We start from the raw sequence: 24,452 nt of genomic DNA on the forward strand, positions 1-24,452 counted from the left end.
AAACTGCTTATATATGCGGGAATAGCTCAGTTGGTAGAGCATAACCTTGCCAAGGTTGGGGTCGCGAGTTCGAGTCTCGTTTCCCGCTCCAAATTTAAAAGGCCCTAGTCGAAAGACTGGGGCTTTTTTCTTTTTATCGACCCATGATTTTACGTTCTATCGATTCACAGCATATTCATTCTGAGAATAGCTCAGCTCAAGGCCGAGTATTTCATTGATAGACTCAGATTTTTAAACCAGTAATTGTTTCGAGTTAATCTAGTTATATTTGCAGGGTATTGGTGTTATCCGATGCGTAGATATAAAGGGTAATGATTGAAAACAATCCAAGTTAAAGCGCTCTAGACTACATCTTTGTTGTAAACAGATAGAAAAGATGAAGTTATGATCATAGACATAGCTTTGGAAATAATATTCTTCTGCCTTTTGAATATCACGAGTTGAATCGAGAAACTCTATATGTTCAGCTAACACATGAAAGTTGAGCTTCTTTAAATGACGACTCATTCCTTCGCCAGTACATTTAATATAGGATTCTTTTAAGGTCCATATTTGAAAAAACCGTTGATATACAGTGGATGGATCAATCCTTTCATTTTCCTGAATCCATTCAATTTCACTTGGCGCTAACACACTATCGACACGCATCCAATCGAACTCACGGTCCAGCCGTTCAACATCAACTCCTATTTCTCCTTTTTCAGTCACCGCAAGAACAATAACGTCTGCTGAATGACTAAGATTGAAATAAACAGCTTTACTACCTTGTATAAAAGGTTTGCCGTTAGGTTGTAATTGAATGTTGACCTCATGGGGTGAAATACCCAACTTATCTGCTAAAACAGACTTCGTTAACACACGAGAAATTAAGAAAAGTCGTGCAGCATGAGGATGATATTGATCATATCTCAACTTTTCTGCCGCATTGAGAAAGCTGAGATAATGACTCAACATGAGATGGTTTTGTGGCACGCGTGAAACCGGGCAGACATACACCTGTACTTTGGAAATATCAGACATCACTGAGCTGTACTGTGGTGCTGATATATTTGGTTAGAACTGGTGTGAGGTAATCATAAACCGCTTCTACATGGGTAACGTGCGGATTATGGCCTGCGCCAGTAATGATATGTACAGGGATATTAGGATTTATTGTAGTAACAATTGGATCCTTCTCTCCAACAATGATTTCAACTTTAGAACCAAGTTCGTTTAACAAAGCTGTTTGAGATACTCTCTTTTGAGGCAAACTAATACGATGCATATACTCACTAATATGCTTGGCTACCGACACCCGGCGTAATGAATCCATCGCATAACCAACAGATAGATTTTTTTGTCCATCTGGATGCAGATTTTTAGCAATTTTATCTTTCGATACAAAACGGAAAATTAGATTAGAGATCGTTTGTATTTGAAATATTTTTGCGGCCTGTGCCTGCACGAAATAAGGCGATATAAGGATAAGACGTGCAACTTTATTTGGATATTTCTGTGCAAGACTCAATGCAAATAAACATCCTAACGAGTGAGCAATAACAACACTATTTGGTGCTAAAAGCTTTGCAGCATTATCAATAAACTGATGATTGTTATCTTCCATCACCTCATAACTACCTGAACGCCCAAGTCCAGGTAGGTCCATCATTGCGACCTGATCATAGGTGATTTTATTAACTATTGGGAACCAACATGTGCTATCGAATGGAATACCGTGTAAAAATAATGCAGAAGATTTTTCTGAACCAACTGGTTGTTTAGTATAGATTTCTGTCCAATATCGATTCTGATAGCTGAAACAGCTAGGTGTTGGAGCTTGCATACGACCAAAACGTGTAAGGACCAGACGATCAATCCAACGAGAAAAATAAGCACTGGTACTGATTAAGTCCGCAATACCCATCTTAACAGCCATCTTTTCTGTTTCAGCGACATGATAGTTTTCATTAGAAATGAAAGCGAGCTGCTCTTTTGAGCCACCAAGCAATACCTCGGGTAATTTCTCGAGCAGAACTTTAGGTATTTGCAAATGTGGTGCGCTAACCCCTAAATGCTCGGCAGCTAGGTTAACTAGACGATGACATTTAGGTGTCGCAGGATCAAGTAATACATACTCCTGAGCAATAGTCTCAGGAAAAGATATCGTTCGGATGAGAAAGCTCACGATATATTGCATATTGCAGAGTGGTAGGAATGTATCACTCCCACCAGGCAGCGCCAGCAGACGTCCTTGATATAACTTATCAATCATTTCGGCAATACCAATATATTGCATATCACCATAAGTATAAAAACCATCAATGACTGTCGCCGGATTTATTGCGGTCCATGGCACATTTAAACGCTTACATGTCTCAATAAAAGCCTGATGCCCTAAAATTTTCGAAGCTTCGTAACCACCATATTTATAATACAAATCATCAGCAGACTCTTGCGGCGGAGTAGCGACACGATATCCACCAATCCAGATAAATCGCTCAAGCTGCTTCAATGTCGCAGCCCATTCAATCAGAGCAAGTCCTGATTTAACATTCGTACGCTGAGCTTCAGCTTTGCTAATGCCCCAATTAAATGATGCTGCAAGATGATAAACAACATGGATCTTTTTTTGAGCATCCGTTAGTAGAGAGTCCAACTTAAAGTCATGACTTAAATCATACTCAACAAAAGAAATAGATGGATCTGTCAGCCCTTGTGTTGCAATGAAACCTAATAGCTTTTCTTTCTTAGTTGCCGCATTGCGTAGTGCAGCAATCACCTGATGACCTTCTCGTAGAAGTTCAACGATCAATCTACTGCCAATAAAACCTGCTGCACCTGTTACTAATATGGTCTTCCGTGAAAAATTATCTTTTTTTGCATTATTTAAATTATTCATAAATCACCTTAATTAGGGACTGCAAACTCCAGCATTGTTTTGGAGCGAATTATCTTAAAAGTTATATCGAACCTGGGCATACACCAGACTGTTATCTCTAAATTGTCCTAACACCGTATCATTTCTGCCCCAGAACCGATCACCACCTGCATTCAATTGCCAGTGATCATTAAGGTTGTAATTAATACGAACTCTCAGCATCTCATTGGGCTCTGGTGCAAAATAGAAACCTGTTACTTCTAACTTTAGATTGTCATTCAGGAGGTTAAGTGCATAGCGCAGCATAGCTCCATATTGATCACGCTCATATTGGTTACTGATGGTTTGCTGATAACGGTAAACTTCTCTCAATAATGGATTTGTTAGACTATCGGCAGATCTTAAGTCCTCCGTATGTTTATAGACACCTACTAAACTCACGGTGGAATTCTTCAATGCTAATTCTGGACCCATGACCACGGTCAGATTATTTTTTTTGTGCGTAAGATCTTCACTACCATTCGAGTCAGTTTTTGTATAGGCAGCTTCACCGCGCCATACGATATCGTTATGGTTATAACTGAAATCAAATCCATAGACGGACATAGAATTATTTTTCAGCTGCAATGTTGCCTCCCCTGTTGGAGATGCAGAAATAATTGACAGATCGGGCATGTGGTCCAAACCTGAGAAATACGATGCACCCACATCTAGACCATCTACAGAATAATCCCAACGCATTGCAAATGCAGGACGGCTCTTACGGTCTATGTCATACTGAACACCAGCAATCTGACGCAATGGAATCACATCTGAACGACTACGCGGATACCACAATGCCGTCCATTTATTGGTTCCAGATTCAGGAATATACGTCAATTTGATTGCATCATTTCCTAGACGTTGATCTGTCTCGTCTGGTACTAGACGCGTATAGTCACGGGGCGATAGGTTATCCGTTGGGTTAATTCCATCCGCTCTCCCCCAGACGACAATCTGACGACCAACATCGACATAGACGGTCTGGTCCCAGTTGTAAGAGGCGTACAACTCACGTAAGTTGCGATTCACCTTACTCACCTGATCTGGGTTTACAGTATGTTCTGTTTCGTCTCCAATATTTATGTCGTAATGGATCTTAAACTCAGGGTTAAACTTGAGCGTACCATTGGACCAGAAACTTGCTTGCCCAATGTTTTTTAACGAACTTAAATCACGATCTGATGACCAGACATCGAGTCTGGCTGAGTTCTGGCTCACAAAACTCATTTCGCTGTCATCTGCATAAGCATGCTGCAGTAGCATAAAGCTACTGCAGCATGCAAATACCCAATAGGCACCTTGCGTCATTTTTCAAGACTCTGAGGTGAGAAAAGCTTATCCGATAAGGTTTTTTCTGCGACAAAATCATTGACGATCACTTGTGTCATATGCTGAGTTTGCAGATTCTTCGCCATAGATTTCATGGCTTGCCATCTTGGTTTCACTTTGCCGTAAGGACGGATATCCGTGAACTCAATATGCTTTAACGGCTTGCCTGCTGTATCCCAAATGTCGATGGTTGCTGTAACAAAGTTGTCTTTGAGTATGCACATGCGACGTTTGCTATAACCAAAGTCACTCTTCACCGTATTATTAATTGGCGTTGCTTCGATCATATAGCAATCTTTGCCATTAAATTTGCCATCTGCAAGTTTGGTGTACTTCCAGTCACTTAGCTTATAGCCAAGTACATCACCATAACTAAAGTCCGTACCAATAAAAGCATCACCCTTATTCGCTGATGCAAGACGGCGCACTTTTTTCAATGCAGGCAAATAGACAAACATGCTATCACTGCCTTTTGAGTTCTCAATCAATAACGTCGTGGTTCCCTGTACATCTGCAGGCGAGATAAACTCGGTCAAACGCATATTGTTCTGAGTATTTCCAGCAAGCTTGGTCATATTTTTAGTCAAGCGCACACGTTGCTCGCCATTTTTAGAAGTCAAAATAAATTTGGCACTAGCACTTGAAGTCAGGAATTTAGAGGCATCATCACTACGATTAACAATGTCTTGAACTTCATCTGCATGAGATGTTTTAGGTAATGAAAAGGTGAGCGCAGTACCTAACAAAAGGCTTGTCACAACAGTTTGTGCAACGGGGATACTTTTCTTATTTGAGGAAAAGATGAAACGAGGTTTTAATATTAGAATCATTGTAGGTACCATAATTAAGGTTGCAAACACACTGAATAGCATCGCAATCACAATAAACATCGCCAGCCATTGATGTACGTGGAAGCCCTGCGATAAGGACAATACGCCATACCCGCCAGCGACCGCAGTCGCGACAAAAAGAGAAGCCTTACCAGCAGTACTTAATGTTTTACGAATAGCATCTTTGATATCTCCCCCTTCTTCGCGCAAGATTTCACGCAAACGATAGAGGAAATAAATTGCGTAATCCGCACCAATACCTACAGCCATGGCCGAGATAAGGGAATTTGGAATATTGAGCGGAATGTCGAGCCAGCCCATCACACCAAAGATGGCAAGAATTGAGAACAAAAGTGGTGTCAGAACAATCAGTCCAGCTGAAATCGAACGGAAGACCAGGGCTGAAATAAAGAATACGGCAAATGAAATTTGTAGAATGTTCATAAGCTTGCCGTGAACCATTGTCTCAGTCAAAGCAATCGTTTGCGTCACGTCACCACCAAAACTCACTACAGCCTTGTCACCCAATTGAGCCGCCATATACGTTTTTAGCGACTCAAGGATTTCTTTGATACGGTGGTTGCTGCCCGTTTTCATAAGAATCGTGATCTTGGCATAGCGCTGAGTAGTATCAATGTAGGATTCAAAATCAGTCGGCTCACCAGACATTGAATACAACAGCAGATATTGAGCAACAACATCTTTGGTTGCAGGAACCTGAAATGCCTGTGGCTGATCGGCATTCATTGCCTGATTCATCCTTTTGATATAGTCCACGATAGAGATTGTTTTACCAACCTCTGGAATTGAATTCGCGAACTTCTCTGTATTATCAATCGCTTTTAGGATCTCTGGGTTTTCAATACCGTCACGGACCTTCGTATCGACCATAATATAAAGGCTGTTTGTGCCACCAAGTGACTGATTCAAGAACCTGTCATCCTGCTGCATCGGTAGGTCACGAGAGAAGAAATTCCGACTATCGTTATCTACCACAATACGACTCGTGCCGATCGCAAGAAAGACACCAATTGCCGCAATCGCAGTCATTAACATCATTCGTGGACGAACTGACAAAATGGCATCGCCAATACGATTTGGAATCCAATCCCAGATCGGTAGCCCTTTGCGTTTGACCTTCGTAACCGAAGGCGGTGGCAACATTGAGCGTAGTGCTGGAATAAAAGTCATCTCGATGATCAACGTACTGATGATCCCGATTCCAGTAAAAATACCGAATGAACGGATAGTTGGAATATTGAAGGTCAACAGAGAGAAGAATCCAGCCGCCGCAATTCCTCCAGCCAGCACCATAACTGGACCAACACGAACTAAAGACTGCACCACAGCTTCGCTATTGGCAACTTTAGGTTCCATCCCTTGAGCAATCAGACGATCAAAATCTTCATAGTAGCGTTTGAGCAACTGCACGGCGTGCCCTGCTGCAATGGCCAGGATCAAAATTGGTGTAGGCGAGTTAAAGATATCCATAGGCTGTTTGAACAGCCCCATCATGCCCATACCCCATGCCACAGCAAGCAAAGCTGTAACGAGTGGCAGAATCAAACCCTGCTTACTGCGGAATGCTTCAAAGTGCAACAATCCAATCACCAATACGGCAATCGGGAACAAGATATTGATACGCTTAGAGTAATCTTCAGCTTTATCTAGATAGACAGGATTACCGCCGACACTGAGCGTCATATCTTTAGATTGTTCGCTTTCTACAATTTTGTTGATCGGAGCCATCATCTTCTGGAAGCCCTCTGGACTTTCCTCAAGCTCAAGCAAAATCGCAGCAGTTCTTTGATCTTTAGACACCACTGAATTCATATAAGTTGGATTCATTGCCAACACTTTTTTCAGTTGATCGATATCATCCTGAGTGACTGAACTGGTCGGCAATAATTTTTTGGCATCAAACCCTTCCGAATTAGCCATGATCCCTTTCGCTTGACGTGCAGCCAAACTCATCATAGTTGATCGAACAACGCCGGGGGCGTTGTCCACTTCTTCGGTAATACGTTTGACTTTTTCCAACACTTGCGGTTGATAAATATCACCTTGCTTCGGTGTAATACCGATCACAACCATATACTTGGAGCCGAATTTTTTTTCGATCAGCTTGGTCGAGGTGATATAAGGATGCCCATTCGGTGCAAGTGCGCCTGGATCAATAATAATTTTTACACCAGATGCAAGGTATGCCAAAGCAATCGTCAAGAGCATGACCACTGTCAGTACAATACGGCGATGTCTAAGAATCCATCGCGCATATTGCTCCATCACTAGATGAGTCTTTTGAAGTGATTTTTCGATCTCTTGCGATGATTCTTTGATCTCCTGCAATGGTTTTTTGATCTCTGGCGATGGTTCTTCTATCTCCTGCAATGGTTTTTTGACTTCTACCGATGGCTCTTCAATCTCTTGCGTTTGCGTACTCACTGCCTCATAGGTTCCGCCCTTCTGAGCCAGCGCCTGAAGATTAGCAAGATCTTTTTTGAACTGGGCAAGAACCATTTTTTTTAGCAGTGCATTAGGAAATACACCAAAAAAGCCGCCCGGCTCTGCCTCAAACAACCATTCAATCCATGTACCTTCTGGATGAGGTTTGAAGCGATAAGTACCTTTGTAATAAAACGGTCCTTCTAACACTTGGAAGGCATACAATTCATTCGGTACCAGGTGTGTAATTTCACCTTTAAAGGCCAACTCACGACTAGCAAAGCTCAAATTGAGTTCATACTTGCTGCCCACACGCGGAGTAGTGTCTAGTAGCTCTGAATGCTTACATGACAATTGCCAGCTTGCATCATTGCCCGGGTTTGCAAGATATTTAAAAACTTTATCAATCTCGGCCGGTATAAGGAAAGCATGTTCTATGGTCACCATAGTGGTTCTACCTTCTTGTATTTCTTATGCAGGAATTGGATACATCTGATCAATTGTCTTGGCCACAGCCGCAACGTTCTCAGCGAACATAATCGATGAATGGTCACCAGGTAGATCCACTTGTGTAAGCGTATCTTTGATCAAATGATCCCAGCCGAGACTTTCCCCAAAATCTTCAGACTCATCTTTGGCTTTAACCAAGAGGATCGGAAAATCTTCAGGCTCTGGGAAATAGGTCTGTAGTGCGACGCCATTCGCCAAATAAGTATCAAAGTAAAGCCGGAAATCTGATGGGTTAGCATCCAGAGGTATGACATTGATGGCCTTAGCTTCTTTAAGCACATGATCAAACATGTGATCTGGACTCAATTCACGCAAGTATTGCGCTGATATCGTCAGCTTTTTGCCATAAGGCACAGCCAAATCACGAGCAAACCAAGACAAAAGCATGGCATCATCAGCATCTTCAGGCACATTCTCTGGAATTGGAGCACGTGTATCAATCATGACAATCCCTGTGACCTGCTGCCCCATTTGACGCAACTGACGACTGATCTCGTATGCAATCGCACCGCCAAAACACCAACCACCGAGGAAATAAGGCCCTTGAGGCTGCATTTTTTGCATTTCAGCAATATAGAGTGTCGCCATTTCTTCAATCGCCACTTCAGCAGCATCTGCTTCAATCAGACCCGGAGACTGAATAGCACGTAAAGTACGGTTCGGATTGAGATGACGCGAGAGTTCCATATAACAGAAGGTACTGCCACCAATCGGATGGAAGAGCCATAGCGGCTGTTCATAAGTTCCGCTGCGCAGTTCGATTACGATTGAAGGTTTGATTTCTTTATTTTCACGGATGATCTCCCCCAAACTCTCAACAGTTGAGTACTGTGCAAGTAAAGCAACTGATAATTCGGTACCAAATACCTTCTTGAGATGATTGACAAGTTTCACAGCCAGTAATGAATGCCCACCTAATTCAAAGAAATCATCATGTATACCAACTCGCTTGACTGATAAAATCTGCTCAAAGGTAGTACATAACTCGATTTCGATCGAATCGCGTGGAGCAACATAATCGTTGCTCTGCTCAAACACTGGCTCAGGGAATGCCTTACGATCTAACTTATTGTTAGCCGTCATTGGAAACTCATCCAATCGGATAAACGTACTTGGCACCATATAAGCCGGAAGATGGATTTGTAGAGTCTTTTTTAAACCAGCCATTTCAATATCATGTCCAGTCACATAAGCCACCAGTTTCTGATCATTGTCGGCTGTGGTCTTAACCAAGACTACTGCATCTGTAATACCATCGATCTGTTTGAGGACATTCTCGATTTCGCCTAGCTCAATACGGAATCCACGGATTTTGACCTGAAAATCCAGACGTCCGTGATGAGTCAAACGCCCATCCATTCGCAGACAGACTTTATCTCCGGTGCGATAGAGTCGACCAGCATTTGGTAGGGATGGTAAAGTTCTAAATTGTGCATCTGTCAACTCAGGTCGATGCCAGTAATCGACTGCAAGACCATCGCCTCCAATCCAGAGCTCTCCCATAACGCCTCGTGGAACCAATCGCTGCTGTTCATCAAGAACATAAAGCTGGGTGTTCGCCATTGGTTCGCCTAAATCAATATATTTGGCATCGGTGATGTGGGCTGCACTGGACCACACAGTTGTCTCGGTCGGACCATAGACGTTCCAAAGACAGCTGACTTTACCCAGTAGTTTTTCTGCGAGTACAGGATCTAGCGCTTCGCCTCCGCTAAGTGCAGTTAGATGTGGGATACCTTTCCACTCACTGTCCAAGAGCATTTTCCAAGAGGACGGCGTTGCCTGCATAACATTGATTGACTTCGCCTGCATATACTCAACCAGCAGGTTCCCATCTAGAGAGATCTCACGTGGGCACACATGCACCACACCGCCGTACATCAGTGGAATCAATAGTTCAACAACAGAAATATCAAACGCATAAGTAGTGATTGCTAATAACTGCATATCAGCAGTTGCTTGCAGCCTATCATTCACAGACAGTAAGAAATTAGCTATTGAAGGATGCCCAATACGCACGCCTTTAGGTTTACCTGTCGAGCCGGAGGTGTACATCACATAAGCGGTATCACCAAAGGCAAGCGTCTCACGTACTTGCTCAAGGGGAACAACACCAGCTTGATTGATATCTAGACGTGGTACAGAGACTGTAAGAGCATCCATCAAGTCAGTTTGGGTCAAGATGACTTTAGGTTCAGCATCTTCTACGATGTTATGCAAACGTTCTCTTGGGAAACTAGGATCCAACGGTACATATGCTGCTCCTGCCGCCCAGATTCCGAGGACTGCCGCGGGCAATAGCACAGTGCGGTCTACCATCAGACCTACACGATCCCCATTGGTAATACCATGTGCACGTAAATATTCAGCAATCCCAGCAATATGCTGACCTAACTCATGATAGCTGACAGCATGATCTCTAGAAGTCATAGCATGATTGTGACCACGCTCATCGATCTGTTTTAGAATCATTCCCAGTAGATCATGTCGAGGATAGTCGGTCACCTGACCACGTAGATAGCCTAGCTGAATGCCATTCGCATAATCAGGTGCGATATCTAACTCAACGATCTTACGTTCAGGATGAGCCACCATTTCCGATAGTACAACTTGCAGTAGTTGCACCATATTCTCGGCAGACTCCGCAGAAAATATTTCAGAGTTGTATTTCAGTACGCCAATCAGTTCACCCTGATATTCACCACCCATTTCTAGCATAATATCTAGTTGGCCTTCTTGTTGGCGAACTGGAAAGCTTCCTAGCGTAAGGTCTTGACCAGCTAAAGTAGCTGGATTCTGGATTGGTAAGAGTAATTCTTTAAACTCATCCAAACCACCTAGACGTTCCCAAAACATTCCAACCTGAGCCAATGGGTTGATACTGCCATCACGCTTTGGTGAAACAGCTTCAACCACTCTGGAAAAAGCAACTTTTTGATGTTTAAGACTCTGTTTTAATTGTTCCTGCACCTGCTGTGTAAATTGACGTAAAGTCTGATCAGCATCGATGTCTATGTTAAGAGCAATTGTATTGACAAACTGTCCTAGTGCATTGCGCAAAGAGCGTTCAAGTCGACCTGCTACTGCTGTGGCAACGACTAGATTATTTTCATTTGATAGTTTGTTCAGCAGGATATAGAAGCCCGATAGTACAAGACCGAACAAGGTAATTTCATAATCTTTCGCCAAGTTTACAAGACCAGACGATACTGACTCAGGTACACGGAAAATTACCGAGCTACCTTTATGTTGTTGCACAGCTGGACGTGGATAATCAAGTGGAATGCTATGCACATGTGGAGCATGCTTTAACGCATTTTTCCAAAACAGTAAGCTTTCATCAGCATCACCAATCACGTTGCTCTTCTGCTTATCTGCATATTGAGCGAACTCGATTCCGTTCACTAGATTTGACTCTGTCACTAGCCCAAAACGCTTGCAGACATCACGCAGCAACAAGCCAATTGACCAGAAATCCATTAAGGCATGATGAATTACAACTGCAATCACATAGTGATTCTGACCACGCTCATAACAATGGATACGCCACAACGGTGGCTGAGTCAGGTCAAATGGTTGCTTGGTATCCTGTTCGACTAATTTCGTCAAATCAGAAGCTTCAACATGACGAGCATCAGAGAGAATGATATTAGGATATACACGATCCCAAATGATTTGCTCGATACCCTGATCATTGGCAGGCATGCTTACACGTAGTAACGGATAATCATGTAACACTGCTTCCAAAATCTCCATCGGCTTATTGCCTAATGGCTGGTTGACCTTCACATCAAAAGCCACCACCATATTGTAGGCACTGCAAGTTGGCTCAAGACGCTGGATATACCAAATACCAAGTTGTTCTGCAGAAATCGCATGACGCGACAGAATTTTTGGTTCTAGGCTCGCAATGTTATTCATGAAGCAACTCCCTGTTGCAACTCAGAAACCAGATATTCAGCCAACGCATTGATTGTTGGGTAATCCCATAGCAGTGTCGGCTCAAGTTCCAGTTTTGTCAGATCTTCTAGGTCCCCAGACACAGACAAAGCAACGATCGAATCAAGACCATAAGTGGTAAATTTTTGCTCTGGATCAATCGTCTCAGGCTCTACACGCATCTCTTTAGCTACTAGCGTACGAATGATCGCGCTCCAGTAAACTTTATCCTTATTCATGGGGTAATCTCCTCTTTAACTGGTTTGGCATCACGCGGTGCCAATGCGAAATCGATAACAGATAACATGTGGTTGGTTAAAATTCGGTCTAGCAAATCTGCTAATGTGCTTTCACGTAATGACGTAATAGGAGGAGATGTCTGCCCTTCAGCAGCATTTAGGAAAATGATCAACCATGCTCCATCCTTTAAAGCAGTCCTTAAGCCATGACGGTTGAAGACCCAGAAACCCAGCACAGCAATGCGGGCAAACAGTTCTGCGTAGCCTCGAGCGAGACTAAAACGCAAAGTTTCAAACTCTTTGCTTTCCTCAGAGCTTGAAAAGTAATTCTGAATTTTTTGATCTAATGTACGCTGTTCAACCAGAAGCCGGTCCGCATGCTTACGTAGCGTAGATAGCATTTCAGTAGACAACCCTACTGTGGCTTCGGCATCGTTGAGCATTTCAATGATTGTTCCCAGCGACTCCATCACCAAATCGCCATCTCGGTTGAAAATCTCAAGCCCACGGAAATCAATAGCGTTTGTCTCCACTTGTAAGTCATACAACTGGCGATAGCGTGCTTTAGCTTCGGCTTGGTTGAGATGGTCGGCTTTTTTGCTACGACCTTTATTGGCAGATTTGAGCTGGAAACTCAGACTGTCTAGACAAACGGTGCTACTTCCGTCAAACACACTAACAATCAGATGGTCTCTGAATGCTTTCTGGTACATTCCATCTGCATATGCATTTCTTAAGAAGAAACGTGACCCAAGCACTGAAGAAGTGATCTTGGCAAGTGACTCTACATACTCAGGCACCAGTACTTTGACGATTGGCGACCATGTACTGAACTGATTAATACAAACGTGTAATCCGCGCGCGCCAACGAGTGATAACACCTCCGCTGCTAATAGATAGGCATAGGCTGTAGCGAGCTGCTCACGCACCAGTGGAATGCTTATTACTTTTTTGTTATATAACTCGCGTTCGATAGCAAACTCGGTCGCGATTCGTAGCATCGTATCGCCAGCCCCCAGCGAGAAACTACTGCAATATGCACGCGTTACCTGTAGGGTTTTGAGTCCAAGTTCTAACCCTTGGCCCTCTTCACCGATCAAAGCATCTTTGTGAATTTCAGCGTTGTTAAAGCCAATACCACTAATATCTAAACCACGCATGCCCACTGTTGGTAGGCGGTTCAGACTATAGGTTCCTTTAGAAGCCATATGACGCTTATCAAGCCAGAATGCACTCAAACTACGTGGTCCACGATCATTCGATGTTTTAGCGATCAGGCTTAAAGAGTCTCCTAAAGTGGCGCGGTTGATTGACCATTTTTCGCCATTTAAGATGTATTTACTCTCGGCAGGCTGTGCTGTCACTTCACTAGATAATAGGTCAGCACCATGCGCTTTCTCGCTATAAGCCAATGCTGGGGCAGCACCACTTAAAATTCGGCTAGCAATATTTTGGCATTGATTCGGATTACCGCCGATCCACACAATCACAGACCAAGCGTTCGTGCTATAGGTCGAATTGATAGTTAGATCTCGTCGTGCCAACACACGATGCAGATATAGCAACTCTTCACCAATTTCCATACGACCTCCGAGCTCTGAAGGTACATAGAAACGGTTCATACCCACCGCATTCAGAAAATCAACAGCACGCTGAGGATATTGCTCCTTCTCATCACGCTCGATGGCAGCGGACCAAGAAAAATCGTTGTTGTTATCATGTACGGAGCCTAAAATTTGCTCCAGACGAGCAGCAGACTGAAACTGCCGCAAATTAGATGTAAGTGACATGGATTTTCACTCAAATGATTAAAGGGTAAGGGTTAAAACAAAGCACTTTTCAGACGATTAAAAATCAGCGCGCGTACTTCACGTTCCTTGATCATTGAGTTGAGAAGATTGGAGCTATAACGAATCAGCTGCCCCCGCTGCTCACGATCACGGATGACTTCTAAGCCGTTTTTGACATAGTTTCGAGCAATCACTGTTCTACGGTTTGGATGGGTTAAACAAACCAATTGACCGCGTTCGATCTGTTCTTTAATTTTTCTTCTTCTAATTTTGCCGCTAGTAGTTTTGTTAATTCGGCCTTGATGCAGTAAATAGACGCCTTCTACAGGTAAGCCAATATCAGCTGTCACTTGTTCCTTGACCTGAGTTCTAATGGCTTCAAAATTGAGAGTCTTGTCTAGTGATTTCTTCTTGATCTCAAGTACAACCGTAACACCCTCAGAATCAGCAATATTCACTGCCGCAACACAGCCTTTACGAACAGCAGGATGTGCCATTTCAACAGAGCACTCGATATCTTGCGGGTAATAGTTCTTGCCACGGATGATAATCACATCCTTAAGGCGGCCAGTTACATATAGGTCTCCGTCTTTGACAAAGCCCATATCACCCGTTCTCAAGTAGTGCACTTGACTCGGCTGACCCGCGTCATCAATGATAGTCGCCGCAAAAGTTTCCTGATTGACCTCTGGCTTCTGCCAGTAACCTGCTGTAACGCTCTCACCTGCTAGCCAGATTTCACCAACTTCATGAGCCGCTACTTCTTGACGGGTATGCGGATTGACAATACGGCAATCAATATGTGCCGAGATCTTGCCACAGCTCACCACTTGCACGGCGGTCTGATCTTGACTGGCCTGTATCAGATTGGCATTTAACTTGTCACGATCGATTGAAATTGAATTGAGAGGACCGGTCACACCACTAACTAAAAGCGTAACTTCTGCCAGTCCATAGCATGGCAAGAAAGTATCTAGTTTCAGTTCCGACTGGGTATTGAACTTTTCCATGAAGCGTTGCATGACGTGAGCCTTGATCGGCTCAGCACCATTAAACAGCACCCGTAAACGGCTCAGATCAAGCGATGCAGCCTGCTCATCAGAGATGCGGTGCAGACATAATTCATAAGCAAAGTTTGGTCCACCAGTAATTGTGACACCTTTTTCACTGATAAATTGCAACCATTTTAGAGGCTTACGAATGAAGTCCAGCGGTGACATGACATAGCAAGTCAGGCCCACATACACAGTTTGCAAAACTGAGCCAATCAACCCCATATCGTGATAAACAGGTAGCCATGTAAGGCCAATATCTTCAGGTTGCGTGCCAAAAGCTTCAGCAATCATGACTTCATTTGCCATAATATTCTTATGGGTAACAATTACCCCTTTAGGCCAACCTGTTGATCCCGAAGTGTATTGCAGGAAGCAGATATCTTCTTCAGTAATGGGCGGGAAATCTTTTTGTACCAAATCACGCTGTAGCTCAGTATCAACAGCATGTAATATTAAGCTTTCATTTTGAGCTTTTAATGTGATCAGACCTGATAGCTCAAGAATCTTTTTAGTGGTGAGTACTATTTTTGGCTCACAGTCATTCATAATATTCAAAATATTAGAAAAACCATTACGATTAAAAGGTAGGCTGACTGGTACCGCGATAATTTTAGCTTTTAGGCAGGCAAAGAACGATACGATAAAGTCCAACCCAGGTTCAAATAGCAATACAGCGCGATCGCCACTGTCTACAAGATTCATTAATACCTGAGCTTGATGTTGAACCCGAGCGTTCAAATCTTTATACGTAAGAGACTGAATACCACCCGATTGACGCCCTAAATACTCGAAAGCAACCTTACTTCCATTTAAATTTGCGTGGGATTCCAATGTTGCAATGATATTATCCGTATCCATTACAGCCATAACTTACTCCGATTAATTATAATGCACCCTTAAAATTCGCTAATTTAGAAATTACATTTCTCGTCGGGGCTTTTAATAAAAATGAATATACTTTTTGTTTAAAATATAAATTCACATTATATTTTATGTTTGGGTGCCATTTATTACACCTGTAAGTGCTTACAGGTTGGTCTATATTTATAAAAATCGAGAAGCTAGACACCTTTTATAAATCCTTTTACTCATTTCTATTTTTTGCAATTAGATTAAATATTAAACTTATTTTCATCTTTACTTTTTTAGTAGTTGAAAAAGTGTCTAAAGGTTTTAAATACATCAGCGAATTCTTAGCTTGTATAATTCTTTTATTGATATTTTAGTTTTTGAGATTTAATTTCTTATAGCAATAAGCTATTTAAGTATAGATTAACAATCCACCCATATTATTCATTTAAAAATAAATCATATTTCAACATTATAATTTCTCACAACCAATATATACTTTTATAAATCAATATAATTAATTTTAACTTTCGTCATAAGATCATGAATACTAAAATAATATGAAATTAAATTTTTCCAGTTGGTTTAATTTTAAAATAAAACTCTGATAAATAGCTTTTATAACAAGTTTTAGTAACGATTAATTTAAAATATAAATATTACAATTATTTACTTTATTCAGATGTATTATTTATACGTATATTTTTATAAAAGTCCTAGCATCACAGCTCGGATAGCTGCTGAGATTTTATTATTTACGTTTAGCTTTTGCATTGAGTTACAGAGGTGAAAATTTACTGTTCTTTCAGTCACCCCTAGAATCTGGGCAATTTCTGCTGACGTTTTACCTTCAGCAGTCCAACGCAGTGCTTCTTTTTCTCGGTTTGTTAAATAAAGATTAAACTGAGCGAATTCCACCTCATTTACAACTTTAGCAATGCTAGAATGCACTGTTTGAGACAACCAATACATATTTGTATATTGTGCCTTTTGCTCTTTTTCCGACAATTGGTCATTGGATCTTGCGAGTGTTAGCATCCCTCTGGTTCCAATAAAGTCACGGCTTGACTGAGCCCAACCGACATTAAGGCCATAAGAGCGCGCCTCCTCCCAGAAATCTTTTTCTTCTTGTGTCTTTGCAAATTGGCTCGACCAGACAAGAGGTTGAAGTGATACCATACAATGCTGCACAGTTGGATCTATCTTCACATATTGCTGTTCCACATACCGCTTTTGCCATGCTTCTGGATAATTATTCAACATAATCGTTTTTGGTTCAGCAATAGATAATGGCGACTGCATACCATAAGCACAATAATCAAATCCAAGCTTTGAAGCTGTAGATTTAACGATTTCAAACAGCTGGTATTCATTTTTTACGATCAGAAATTCTGATAATAAATCCTCTTGCCAATTTTCCATTTACTCTCATTAGACTCCATTCACAAATCATTTTTTGTTCAGTTGCATATTGTGAATTCAAACAATCCAATTGAAGCGTAGGTCTCTTCGTTTACCTTTATTTCAACAAAGCTTTTAGATACCTAATTTTATTTATCTGATTTCTCAATTTCAGATTTTGAATTCATCATCTAATTAACAACTCTTTTAAGCCAGATATGGTTGCAAATTATTCAGACAAACTAAATTTGTGAGAGCTTCTAAGGTTGTTATATTCCATGTGCGGATTATGCTTGAAAAATTAAATTTTACAGGATGCATTTTATTCCAAAAAATAAGTATTTTAAAAAAGATCAGAAGATCTATTAATTATTATTAATATTCAGTTTTCATTAATTTAATTAAACAATATTTTCTATCAACTATCTAGCCGGTATAATTTTACTAATTATTATGTAAAGAAACTAAATACACCTTTAATAATTTAATAAATCAAGCAATTACATTACAACTCACCTTGCTTAGGATTATTATTTTAACAATGAGACTTGATGTACACTAAAAAATCTATAACAACACCAATCTACTTAGCATTTTTTTAAAAGGCAGTTTGCATATTAAAACTACAAAATTCTCGTTTTTTCATAAGTAAGCCTTAAAGGCTGAATAACTCTCTAGTAAGAACAGCTTAACGGTGTATGCCATACAATTACATTTAACCTGTTAAACATAACAGTATTTTATTGGCAATAATTTATGTTATTTATCCATTGAACCCCAATTCAAGTCACTTGAACAGGTAGCATGGTCACCATCCCCCCTCATTTCTCAATATCAGCAGATGGTTTTATTCGAATGAATGAAAACCAGCTCATGAACTATCCGCTCCAACACCTCATATCTATTGTTGAATCAACACAAATTGAAGATTCTCAAATTCTCTATTATGGTTTTACTGAATGGGCAACATCACTGACCCCAGCTTTAAGTACGGGATGGGATTGGGAATTCATTGAGTACAATGGCATCACGAGTATAAAAAGAATTGGACTGCCTCGAAGCAATATTATGCTTGTTGATGTATCTGGTACAGATATTGGATTTGAAGTTACTGAAACACTAATTGAAAAGAAAATCGATACTTTGTTCTGGGAACAGTTCATTTATGCTCAAATCAATACAACCCAAACAATGGCTAAATTAACTCCATATTTCTCTTAGAAACCTGTAAATTCTTACAGTTACCGCTTCCTCACCTGTTAAGTAAAGTCACTTGAAAAATAAGTGGAAGCACTTGTAATGAATGTTATTGCTGGATTTCAAAATAATTTTTCAGAAGGCCTATATACTAAATTTAAAAATTACCGCTATAGGGTATTTGTTGAATATTTAGGTTGGGAGTTGAACTGTCCTAATAATGAAGAACTAGATCAGTTTGACAAAGTCGATACCGCCTATGTCGTCGCTCAAGATAGAGAATCTAATATTATTGGTTGTGCCAGATTACTACCAACTACTCAACCTTATTTACTTGGTGAGATATTTCCTCAATTACTTAATGGAATGCCTATTCCTTGCTCACCAGAAATTTGGGAGTTATCAAGATTCTCAGCAGTAGATTTCTCAAATCCGCCATCTTCAGCTAGTCAAGCTGTGTCATCGCCCGTCTCTATTGCAATTCTGCAAGAATCTATCAACTTTGCAAGGGAACAAGGCGCAAAACAACTCATTACCACCTCTCCTCTGGGGGTAGAGCGGTTATTACGTGCTGCGGGTTTTCGTGCTCATCGTGCAGGCCCACCCATGGTTATTGATGGCTATACGATGTTTGCATGCTTGATTGATGTGTAGTTCATAATCAATTAGGTACACATTGAACAGCTGGAGCGAGAAAAAAGTAGCACTTGCACCTCTTTTTTCGCTTCAAATGTACTAAAAGTACTACCCGAAAAATTAGTTTGACTCATAAAAATTTTTTTAATTGTATTTCTTATAATCATTAACTGCCTGATCTAAAGCCTGAATTCCCTCATCAATTTTATCGGCAGTAATAGATCCAATGCCTAACCTTAAAAAATGTTGATGGTGATCTGTACTTAGAAAAAATGGCTGACCGGCCTCTATAAAAACTCCTACATTAGCTGCGTATTGGGCTAAAAGAGTACAATTGATATCACTTTGGGTATCAATCCAACATGCCGAGCCACCATTTAATGCGTAAACGTTCCATGTAGGAAAGTGATGGTGTAATGCTGATATTAACTGCTCACCACGATATTTATGGAGCTGAAACTGACGACGTAACATGCCATGGTAATAACCTTGATCAATAAAAAAGGCAAATACTCTTTGATTAAAAACATTGGGGTGCCGAAGCATTAGACGACGCAAATGACGCAACTCATTAATGAGTTCTGGGGCTGCTACGATGTATCCTAAGCGTAAACCTGGTGCTAGAGGCTTAGATAAGCTCCCGATATAAACCACTCTCCCATGCCGATCTAAACTTTTTAATGCAGGGATCGTAGTATTTTGAACCAAAACCTGTGCATCGTATTCATCTTCTATAATGATACTATCTTGCTGCTCCGCCAGTTCTAAAAGCTTTTTACGGCGTGAAGGAGACATGGTGATGCCTGTTGGGCATTGTCGCCCTGGCGTCACATAAAAATAATCACAGCCCACAGCATTTGTTAGAGTAACGCCTTCATGATCGACCGCTAATGGTACAATATTTGGTGTATGCAACATAAAAATATTTCGTGCATCAGGATAGCCAGGGTCTTCTACACCAACACTTTGTTGTTCTTTAAGTAGTAGTGCTGCCAACATATACAATGCATGCTGGCTTCCTACCGTAAGTAATATTTCATTTTCTTTGGCCATAATTCCACGGGTCGGTAAAATATGTTGCCGTATTGCATTTATAAGAAAAGTATCATCACCTTGTTGTGTAATATCCCTTGCCCATATCGATGCATCTTTAGCTGATAAAGCTTTAACAGCACACTCACGCCAAGATGAAGCCGGGAAGCTTTCAAAGTCAGGCTGACCATATATAAACGGGTATGGGTAACTCATCCAATCCGCAGGTTTATTAATATGCCTTTGTGCTGATGGGCAAAGACGAAAGCGTGAAACCCATTCTGTAGATTTTGATGTCGTTTTTATCGTTTTGCTTTCACTACTATCAATTTGGAAGCTGGGATGCACAAAGTGTCCACTACGTTGCCTAGACTCTAAAATACGTTCAGCTACGAGTTGTTGATATGCAATAGTCACAGTATTACGACCAACTCCAAGTTGATCTGCCAAATAACGACTTGATGGAACAGCCATATCTGGCTTGAGATAACCTTGTACTAATGCAGTAAACATCATACGGCAAATTCGTCCCTGCAAATTGAGTCCACTTTGCTCAGTCTCTGCAAATAATACGTTCCATATACCTGGTACTACTGGACTTGTTACAAACTGATCTCTTTCCATAGTGCATTTCTCGACCTATTTTGAAGCCCAAATGCTTAACATGGTGCATTTTGCTTCTGAAGACCTATGATTTACCGAAATCTGGCATCACAAATACAAATGCAAGACCCATTCCAATATATGAAAAACATAAAAAATTAATAAATTTTAAATATTTAAATTAATTTAAATCTGGCTCCATCAAAACATTAAATCTGGTACTACGGCTAATTGCTCTATTTCCGTACAGTTTAATCATCAAAAAAGATTCGTATGTATTTGGAGTTAAAAAGATGAACCAAGCTCAACTTTTGCAACTAATCACTGACTTTTCTACAGCATGGAATAAACACGATGTAGAGCAACTCATGGACTGTATGCATCCTGATTGTTGTTTTGAAACAGTTGCAGGTGATGAGGTATACGGTACACGTATTCAAGGGCATGAAGCTGTTCGTCAAGCATTTGAAAATACTTTTAAAAGTTTTCCTGATGCACAGTGGCTTAATGGTAAACACTGGTTGAGCGAAGATGCGCTATACGGAGTTTCTGAAACAACATTTACAGCATCAACCCCTGAAGGTGGAAAGATTGAAGCCAACATGGTTGATGTTTTCACCTTTAAAGATGGAAAAATTTTAGTCAAAAATGCATTCCGTAAAAATCGCCCCGTGCAAGCAGCCGCTTAAGGAGCCTGCCCATGAATCAATCAGTACAACAATTAACTTCTTTAGACAAAATAGTTGATCCAATATCTGAACCTATTCATCGTGGCTTTAAAACCTACAACGCTAAATTTGATCCGTTGACAGATAAGATCGTAACTGGCAACGAACAATACGCACCAACCTACTGGGTTGCAACGGCTGGAACACCTCCCGATGATGATGGCCCATTACCAGGTGATACAGAGGCCGACATTGTCATTATTGGTGGCGGTTTTACTGGTCTTTCAACTGCGTTAACTCTTACAGAACAATTTGGCACTGCGCCATTAGTTCTTGAAGCAAATCGTAGTGCATGGGGTTGTACAAGCCGAAATGGTGGACAAGGTCAAAATGCTTCTGGTCGGTTATATCGTTCACAGTGGATCGAAAAATGGGGACTAGATATAGCCAAACGTTTAGATGCAGAAATCCGCGAAGGTTTTGATTATTTTAAACATCTGGTAACTGGTATTGAATGTGATGCACAAGATGGTGGGCATTTATATATTGCTCATCGTGCAAAAAAACTGGCGTTTTTAGAAAACGAAGGCAAAGTCATGAAAGATGTGTTTGGTTATAACACTCGTATGCTAAGCCGCGAACAACTTCACGAAGAATTTGTTGGAGACCAAGAAGCTGCCGGTGCGTTACTCGAACCTGATGGTATTGGTGTACATCCTTTAAAATTGGCTTTTGGATATTTAAAAAGAGCGCGTGCTGCCGGCGCGAAAGTACATACCTCAAGTCCTGTATTAGATTGGGAAACACGTAATGGTATTCACTATCTACGTACCCCCCATGGCACGGTCAAAGCTAAACGAGTCGCTGTAGCAACAGGTGGTTATACACCTAATGGTTTGCATCCAAGCTTGTCTGGCAAAATCATGCCAATTTTATCTAATTCTATTGTCACCCGTCCGTTAACAGCTGCTGAGCTTAAAGAAGCAGGCCTACATAGTACAACGTTCATTACAGATACTCGCACTTTACGCCATTATTACCGCTTATTGCCTGATGGTTCAGTACAGTGTGGCAGCAGAAGTGCTTTAACAGGAGCCGATGCAAATAACCCTGTACATCTAGAGCGTTTAAAAGAAGGACTCTATCGCAAATTCCCAAGCTTGCGTGGTATACCAATTGCATATTCATGGTGGGGTTGGGTCGATGTCAGTCATGACATGATGCCACGAATTGTACAGCCTAATCCTGATGAAACTATCTATTATGCAATTGGCTATGGCGGCAATGGTGTATCTTTTTCAGCAATGGCAGGACGTCGTCTTGCAGAACGAGTAATGGGCATTCAACGCCCACAATTTGATCTACCTATTTATCAGTCACCATTACCTTCACATTTATTTCGACCTTTTAGACGGTTGGGGCAAGCCTTGTTGTACCGCTGGTATTACTTAAAAGACGAAATGCTTTAAGTGTTATTCAACGATCAGCCTAACGATACGGTTATAAAAATTATGAGGGGAGTTAGCCATGTATGATTCAGATTCAAACCAAGATTTAAAAAGTAGCTTGAAGCCACGCCATGTCCAGATGATGGCACTTGGTGGTGTCATTGGTATGGGGCTATTTGTCGGTAGCTCAGTAGTGATTCAATCTGCCGGCCCTGCAGCCATTCTTTCATTTCTCATCACAGGTACCTTAATCATTTTAGTGATGCGTATGCTGGGGGAGTTAGCCACTGCTTCACCGGTAACAGGTTCCTTTTATGCTTATGCTCGCTACGCTTTTCAAGATTCACCATTTTTATCTCGCCTCGCTGGATTTATGACAGGCTGGATGTATTGGTATTTTTGGGTGATCGTGATTGCCCTTGAGGCAATTGTTGGGGCTAAACTTCTCGCTTACTGGTTACCTGATATTCCCCAATGGATCGTGAGTCTGGTTCTGCTCGTTCTATTAACCGCAACCAATTTGTTCTCTGTCAAATCTTTTGGTGAATTTGAATTTTGGTTTTCATCTATCAAGGTTGCAGCAATTGGGGTATTTATTTTCCTTTGTTCATTATATTTATTTGGTTTCTGGCCAAACCATCAAGCTTCAGGACTAGGTGAATTATTAAACCATGGTGGCTTTATGCCAAATGGTTGGGTTCCTGTGTTATCAGGTGCAGTTGCGGCTACTGGTTTTTATTTTGGTGCTGAAATCGTCACAATTGCTGCAGCAGAAACAAAAAATCCAGAGCAATCTGTTGCTAAGGCAACTCAATCTGTCATCACTCGTGTATTGCTCTTTTATGTTTGCTCAATCTTTTTAGTCGTATGCCTTGTGCCGTGGAGCAGCCCCGATATCGCAACACCTTATGTAAGTGCACTTAAAGTACTCAATATCCCTTTTGTTGCAGATATTATGAATGCTGTCATTTTAGTTGCGGTTCTGAGTTGTCTAAATTCAGGAGTTTATGCTGCAAGCCGTATGTTGTTTGCTTTAACCAAAAATGGTGATGCCCCTCGTGCCTTAACTAAATTGTCTAAAAATGGAGTCCCTGTTCGTGCCATCTTATTCAGCACACTATTTGGTTATATTTCCATTTTAGCTTCGTATTTTTCACCTGAGGGTATCTTTCCTTTCTTGGTCGAGTCCTATGGTACGGTAGCTTTATTTGTTTATATCATCATTGCCCTTTCTCAAATCCGTTTACGTCGTCACCTAGAACGTGTTGCCCCTGAACGAATTAAAGTTCGTATGTGGTGTTTCCCATACCTCAGTTATGTTGCCATTATTGGTATGGTTTGTATCTTTGCCGCAATGTCCCTCATTCCAAGTTTACAAAAAGCGTTCTGGTTCGGTATTGCTAGTGCTGCGATTTTATTCTGCATTTTTATGATTCGTGACTATGTGGAACTACTTAAATTACGTAATCAACATCCCAAGTTAGATACTCTCGTTCCTGCGAAGCATAACAAAATCTAACCTCCTCTCGTTTACACGACCTGTCTTTTAGATAGGTCGTAAATCTCTTTTCAGGAATAAGCA

The 24,452-nt window shown here is 41.1% G+C and carries 15 protein-coding genes and 1 tRNA gene; 6 read left to right on the forward strand and 10 right to left on the reverse strand.

Going from position 1 to position 24,452, the window contains the following annotated elements; genetic code table 11:
- Positions 1-15 precede the first annotated feature (15 nt).
- A tRNA-Gly gene (locus F928_RS21165) sits at positions 16-91 on the forward strand.
- 167 nt (positions 92-258) lie between these two features.
- On the opposite strand, the gene F928_RS21170 is transcribed toward F928_RS21165, so the two are convergent.
- The 9 genes from F928_RS21170 to abaR all read right to left on the reverse strand — a co-directional run bounded on the left by F928_RS21170 (position 259) and on the right by abaR (position 17,307).
- Positions 259-1,020 carry a 4'-phosphopantetheinyl transferase family protein gene (locus F928_RS21170; RefSeq protein WP_005071962.1) on the reverse strand — a complete coding sequence of 254 codons (762 nt, stop codon included), beginning with the start codon at positions 1,018-1,020 and terminating at the stop codon, positions 259-261.
- Positions 1,013-2,878 (reverse strand): alpha/beta fold hydrolase, encoded by a 1,866-nt coding sequence (dfrA, locus tag F928_RS21175; RefSeq protein WP_005079547.1) that lies wholly within the window; start codon positions 2,876-2,878, stop codon positions 1,013-1,015. The genes F928_RS21170 and dfrA overlap by 8 nt, the downstream gene beginning before the upstream one ends.
- Positions 2,879-2,932: 54 nt before the next feature.
- Positions 2,933-4,207, reverse strand: a complete 1,275-nt coding sequence (locus F928_RS21180) for a DUF1302 family protein (RefSeq protein WP_005071959.1) — start codon at positions 4,205-4,207, stop codon at positions 2,933-2,935.
- On the reverse strand, positions 4,204-7,950 hold the full coding sequence (locus F928_RS21185; RefSeq protein ID WP_005071957.1) for an outer membrane lipoprotein-sorting protein: 3,747 nt from the start codon (positions 7,948-7,950) through the stop codon (positions 4,204-4,206). Before F928_RS21185 ends, F928_RS21180 begins: the two co-directional genes overlap by 4 nt.
- Before the next feature lie 24 nt (positions 7,951-7,974).
- The gene (gene dhbF / locus F928_RS21190; protein ID WP_005071954.1) at positions 7,975-11,934 is read right to left on the reverse strand and encodes a non-ribosomal peptide synthetase; all 3,960 of its coding nucleotides are present in this window, start codon (positions 11,932-11,934) and stop codon (positions 7,975-7,977) included.
- Positions 11,931-12,191: an acyl carrier protein gene (locus F928_RS21195; protein ID WP_005071952.1), complete on the reverse strand. Its 261-nt coding sequence runs from the start codon at positions 12,189-12,191 to the stop codon at positions 11,931-11,933. The genes dhbF and F928_RS21195 overlap by 4 nt, the downstream gene beginning before the upstream one ends.
- On the reverse strand, positions 12,188-13,963 hold the full coding sequence (locus F928_RS21200; RefSeq protein ID WP_080631247.1) for an acyl-CoA dehydrogenase family protein: 1,776 nt from the start codon (positions 13,961-13,963) through the stop codon (positions 12,188-12,190). Before F928_RS21200 ends, F928_RS21195 begins: the two co-directional genes overlap by 4 nt.
- Positions 13,964-14,013: 50 nt before the next feature.
- Entirely contained in the window at positions 14,014-15,903 is a 1,890-nt protein-coding gene (locus F928_RS21205; protein WP_005071949.1) for a fatty acyl-AMP ligase, read from the reverse strand.
- Between the two features lie 687 nt (positions 15,904-16,590).
- The gene (gene abaR, locus F928_RS21210; protein WP_005071946.1) at positions 16,591-17,307 is read right to left on the reverse strand and encodes a LuxR family transcriptional regulator AbaR; all 717 of its coding nucleotides are present in this window, start codon (positions 17,305-17,307) and stop codon (positions 16,591-16,593) included.
- Positions 17,308-18,090: 783 nt separating this feature from the next.
- Between abaR and F928_RS21215 the strand changes: the two genes are divergently transcribed.
- Both F928_RS21215 and abaI read left to right on the forward strand, forming a co-directional pair.
- Positions 18,091-18,507, forward strand: coding sequence for a DUF4902 domain-containing protein (locus F928_RS21215; RefSeq protein WP_005079551.1), 417 nt, complete (start codon positions 18,091-18,093; stop codon positions 18,505-18,507).
- A 63-nt stretch (positions 18,508-18,570) separates the two neighbouring features.
- Positions 18,571-19,137: an acyl-homoserine-lactone synthase AbaI gene (abaI, locus tag F928_RS21220; RefSeq protein WP_080631243.1), complete on the forward strand. Its 567-nt coding sequence runs from the start codon at positions 18,571-18,573 to the stop codon at positions 19,135-19,137.
- 126 nt (positions 19,138-19,263) lie between these two features.
- Here abaI and F928_RS21225 read toward each other — a convergent pair whose 3' ends face one another.
- Positions 19,264-20,775, reverse strand: a complete 1,512-nt coding sequence (locus tag F928_RS21225) for a MocR-like pyridoxine biosynthesis transcription factor PdxR (protein ID WP_002118034.1) — start codon at positions 20,773-20,775, stop codon at positions 19,264-19,266.
- Between the two features lie 272 nt (positions 20,776-21,047).
- Here F928_RS21225 and F928_RS21230 point away from each other — a divergent pair, with 272 nt between their 5' ends.
- Genes F928_RS21230 through F928_RS21240 form a run of 3 tightly spaced genes read left to right on the forward strand, consistent with a single transcriptional unit; the run spans position 21,048 to position 24,389 of the window.
- Positions 21,048-21,443 carry a nuclear transport factor 2 family protein gene (locus F928_RS21230; protein WP_002118089.1) on the forward strand — a complete coding sequence of 132 codons (396 nt, stop codon included), beginning with the start codon at positions 21,048-21,050 and terminating at the stop codon, positions 21,441-21,443.
- An 11-nt stretch (positions 21,444-21,454) separates the two neighbouring features.
- Entirely contained in the window at positions 21,455-22,891 is a 1,437-nt protein-coding gene (locus tag F928_RS21235) for an NAD(P)/FAD-dependent oxidoreductase (protein ID WP_002118046.1), read from the forward strand.
- Between the two features lie 58 nt (positions 22,892-22,949).
- A complete protein-coding gene (locus F928_RS21240) occupies positions 22,950-24,389 on the forward strand; it encodes an amino acid permease (RefSeq protein WP_005071933.1) in 1,440 nt (479 codons plus the stop codon).
- Positions 24,390-24,452: the final 63 nt, after the last annotated feature.

The organism is Acinetobacter pittii ATCC 19004 = CIP 70.29 (assembly GCF_000369045.1).
Taxonomy (GTDB): Bacteria; Pseudomonadota; Gammaproteobacteria; order Pseudomonadales; family Moraxellaceae; genus Acinetobacter; species Acinetobacter pittii.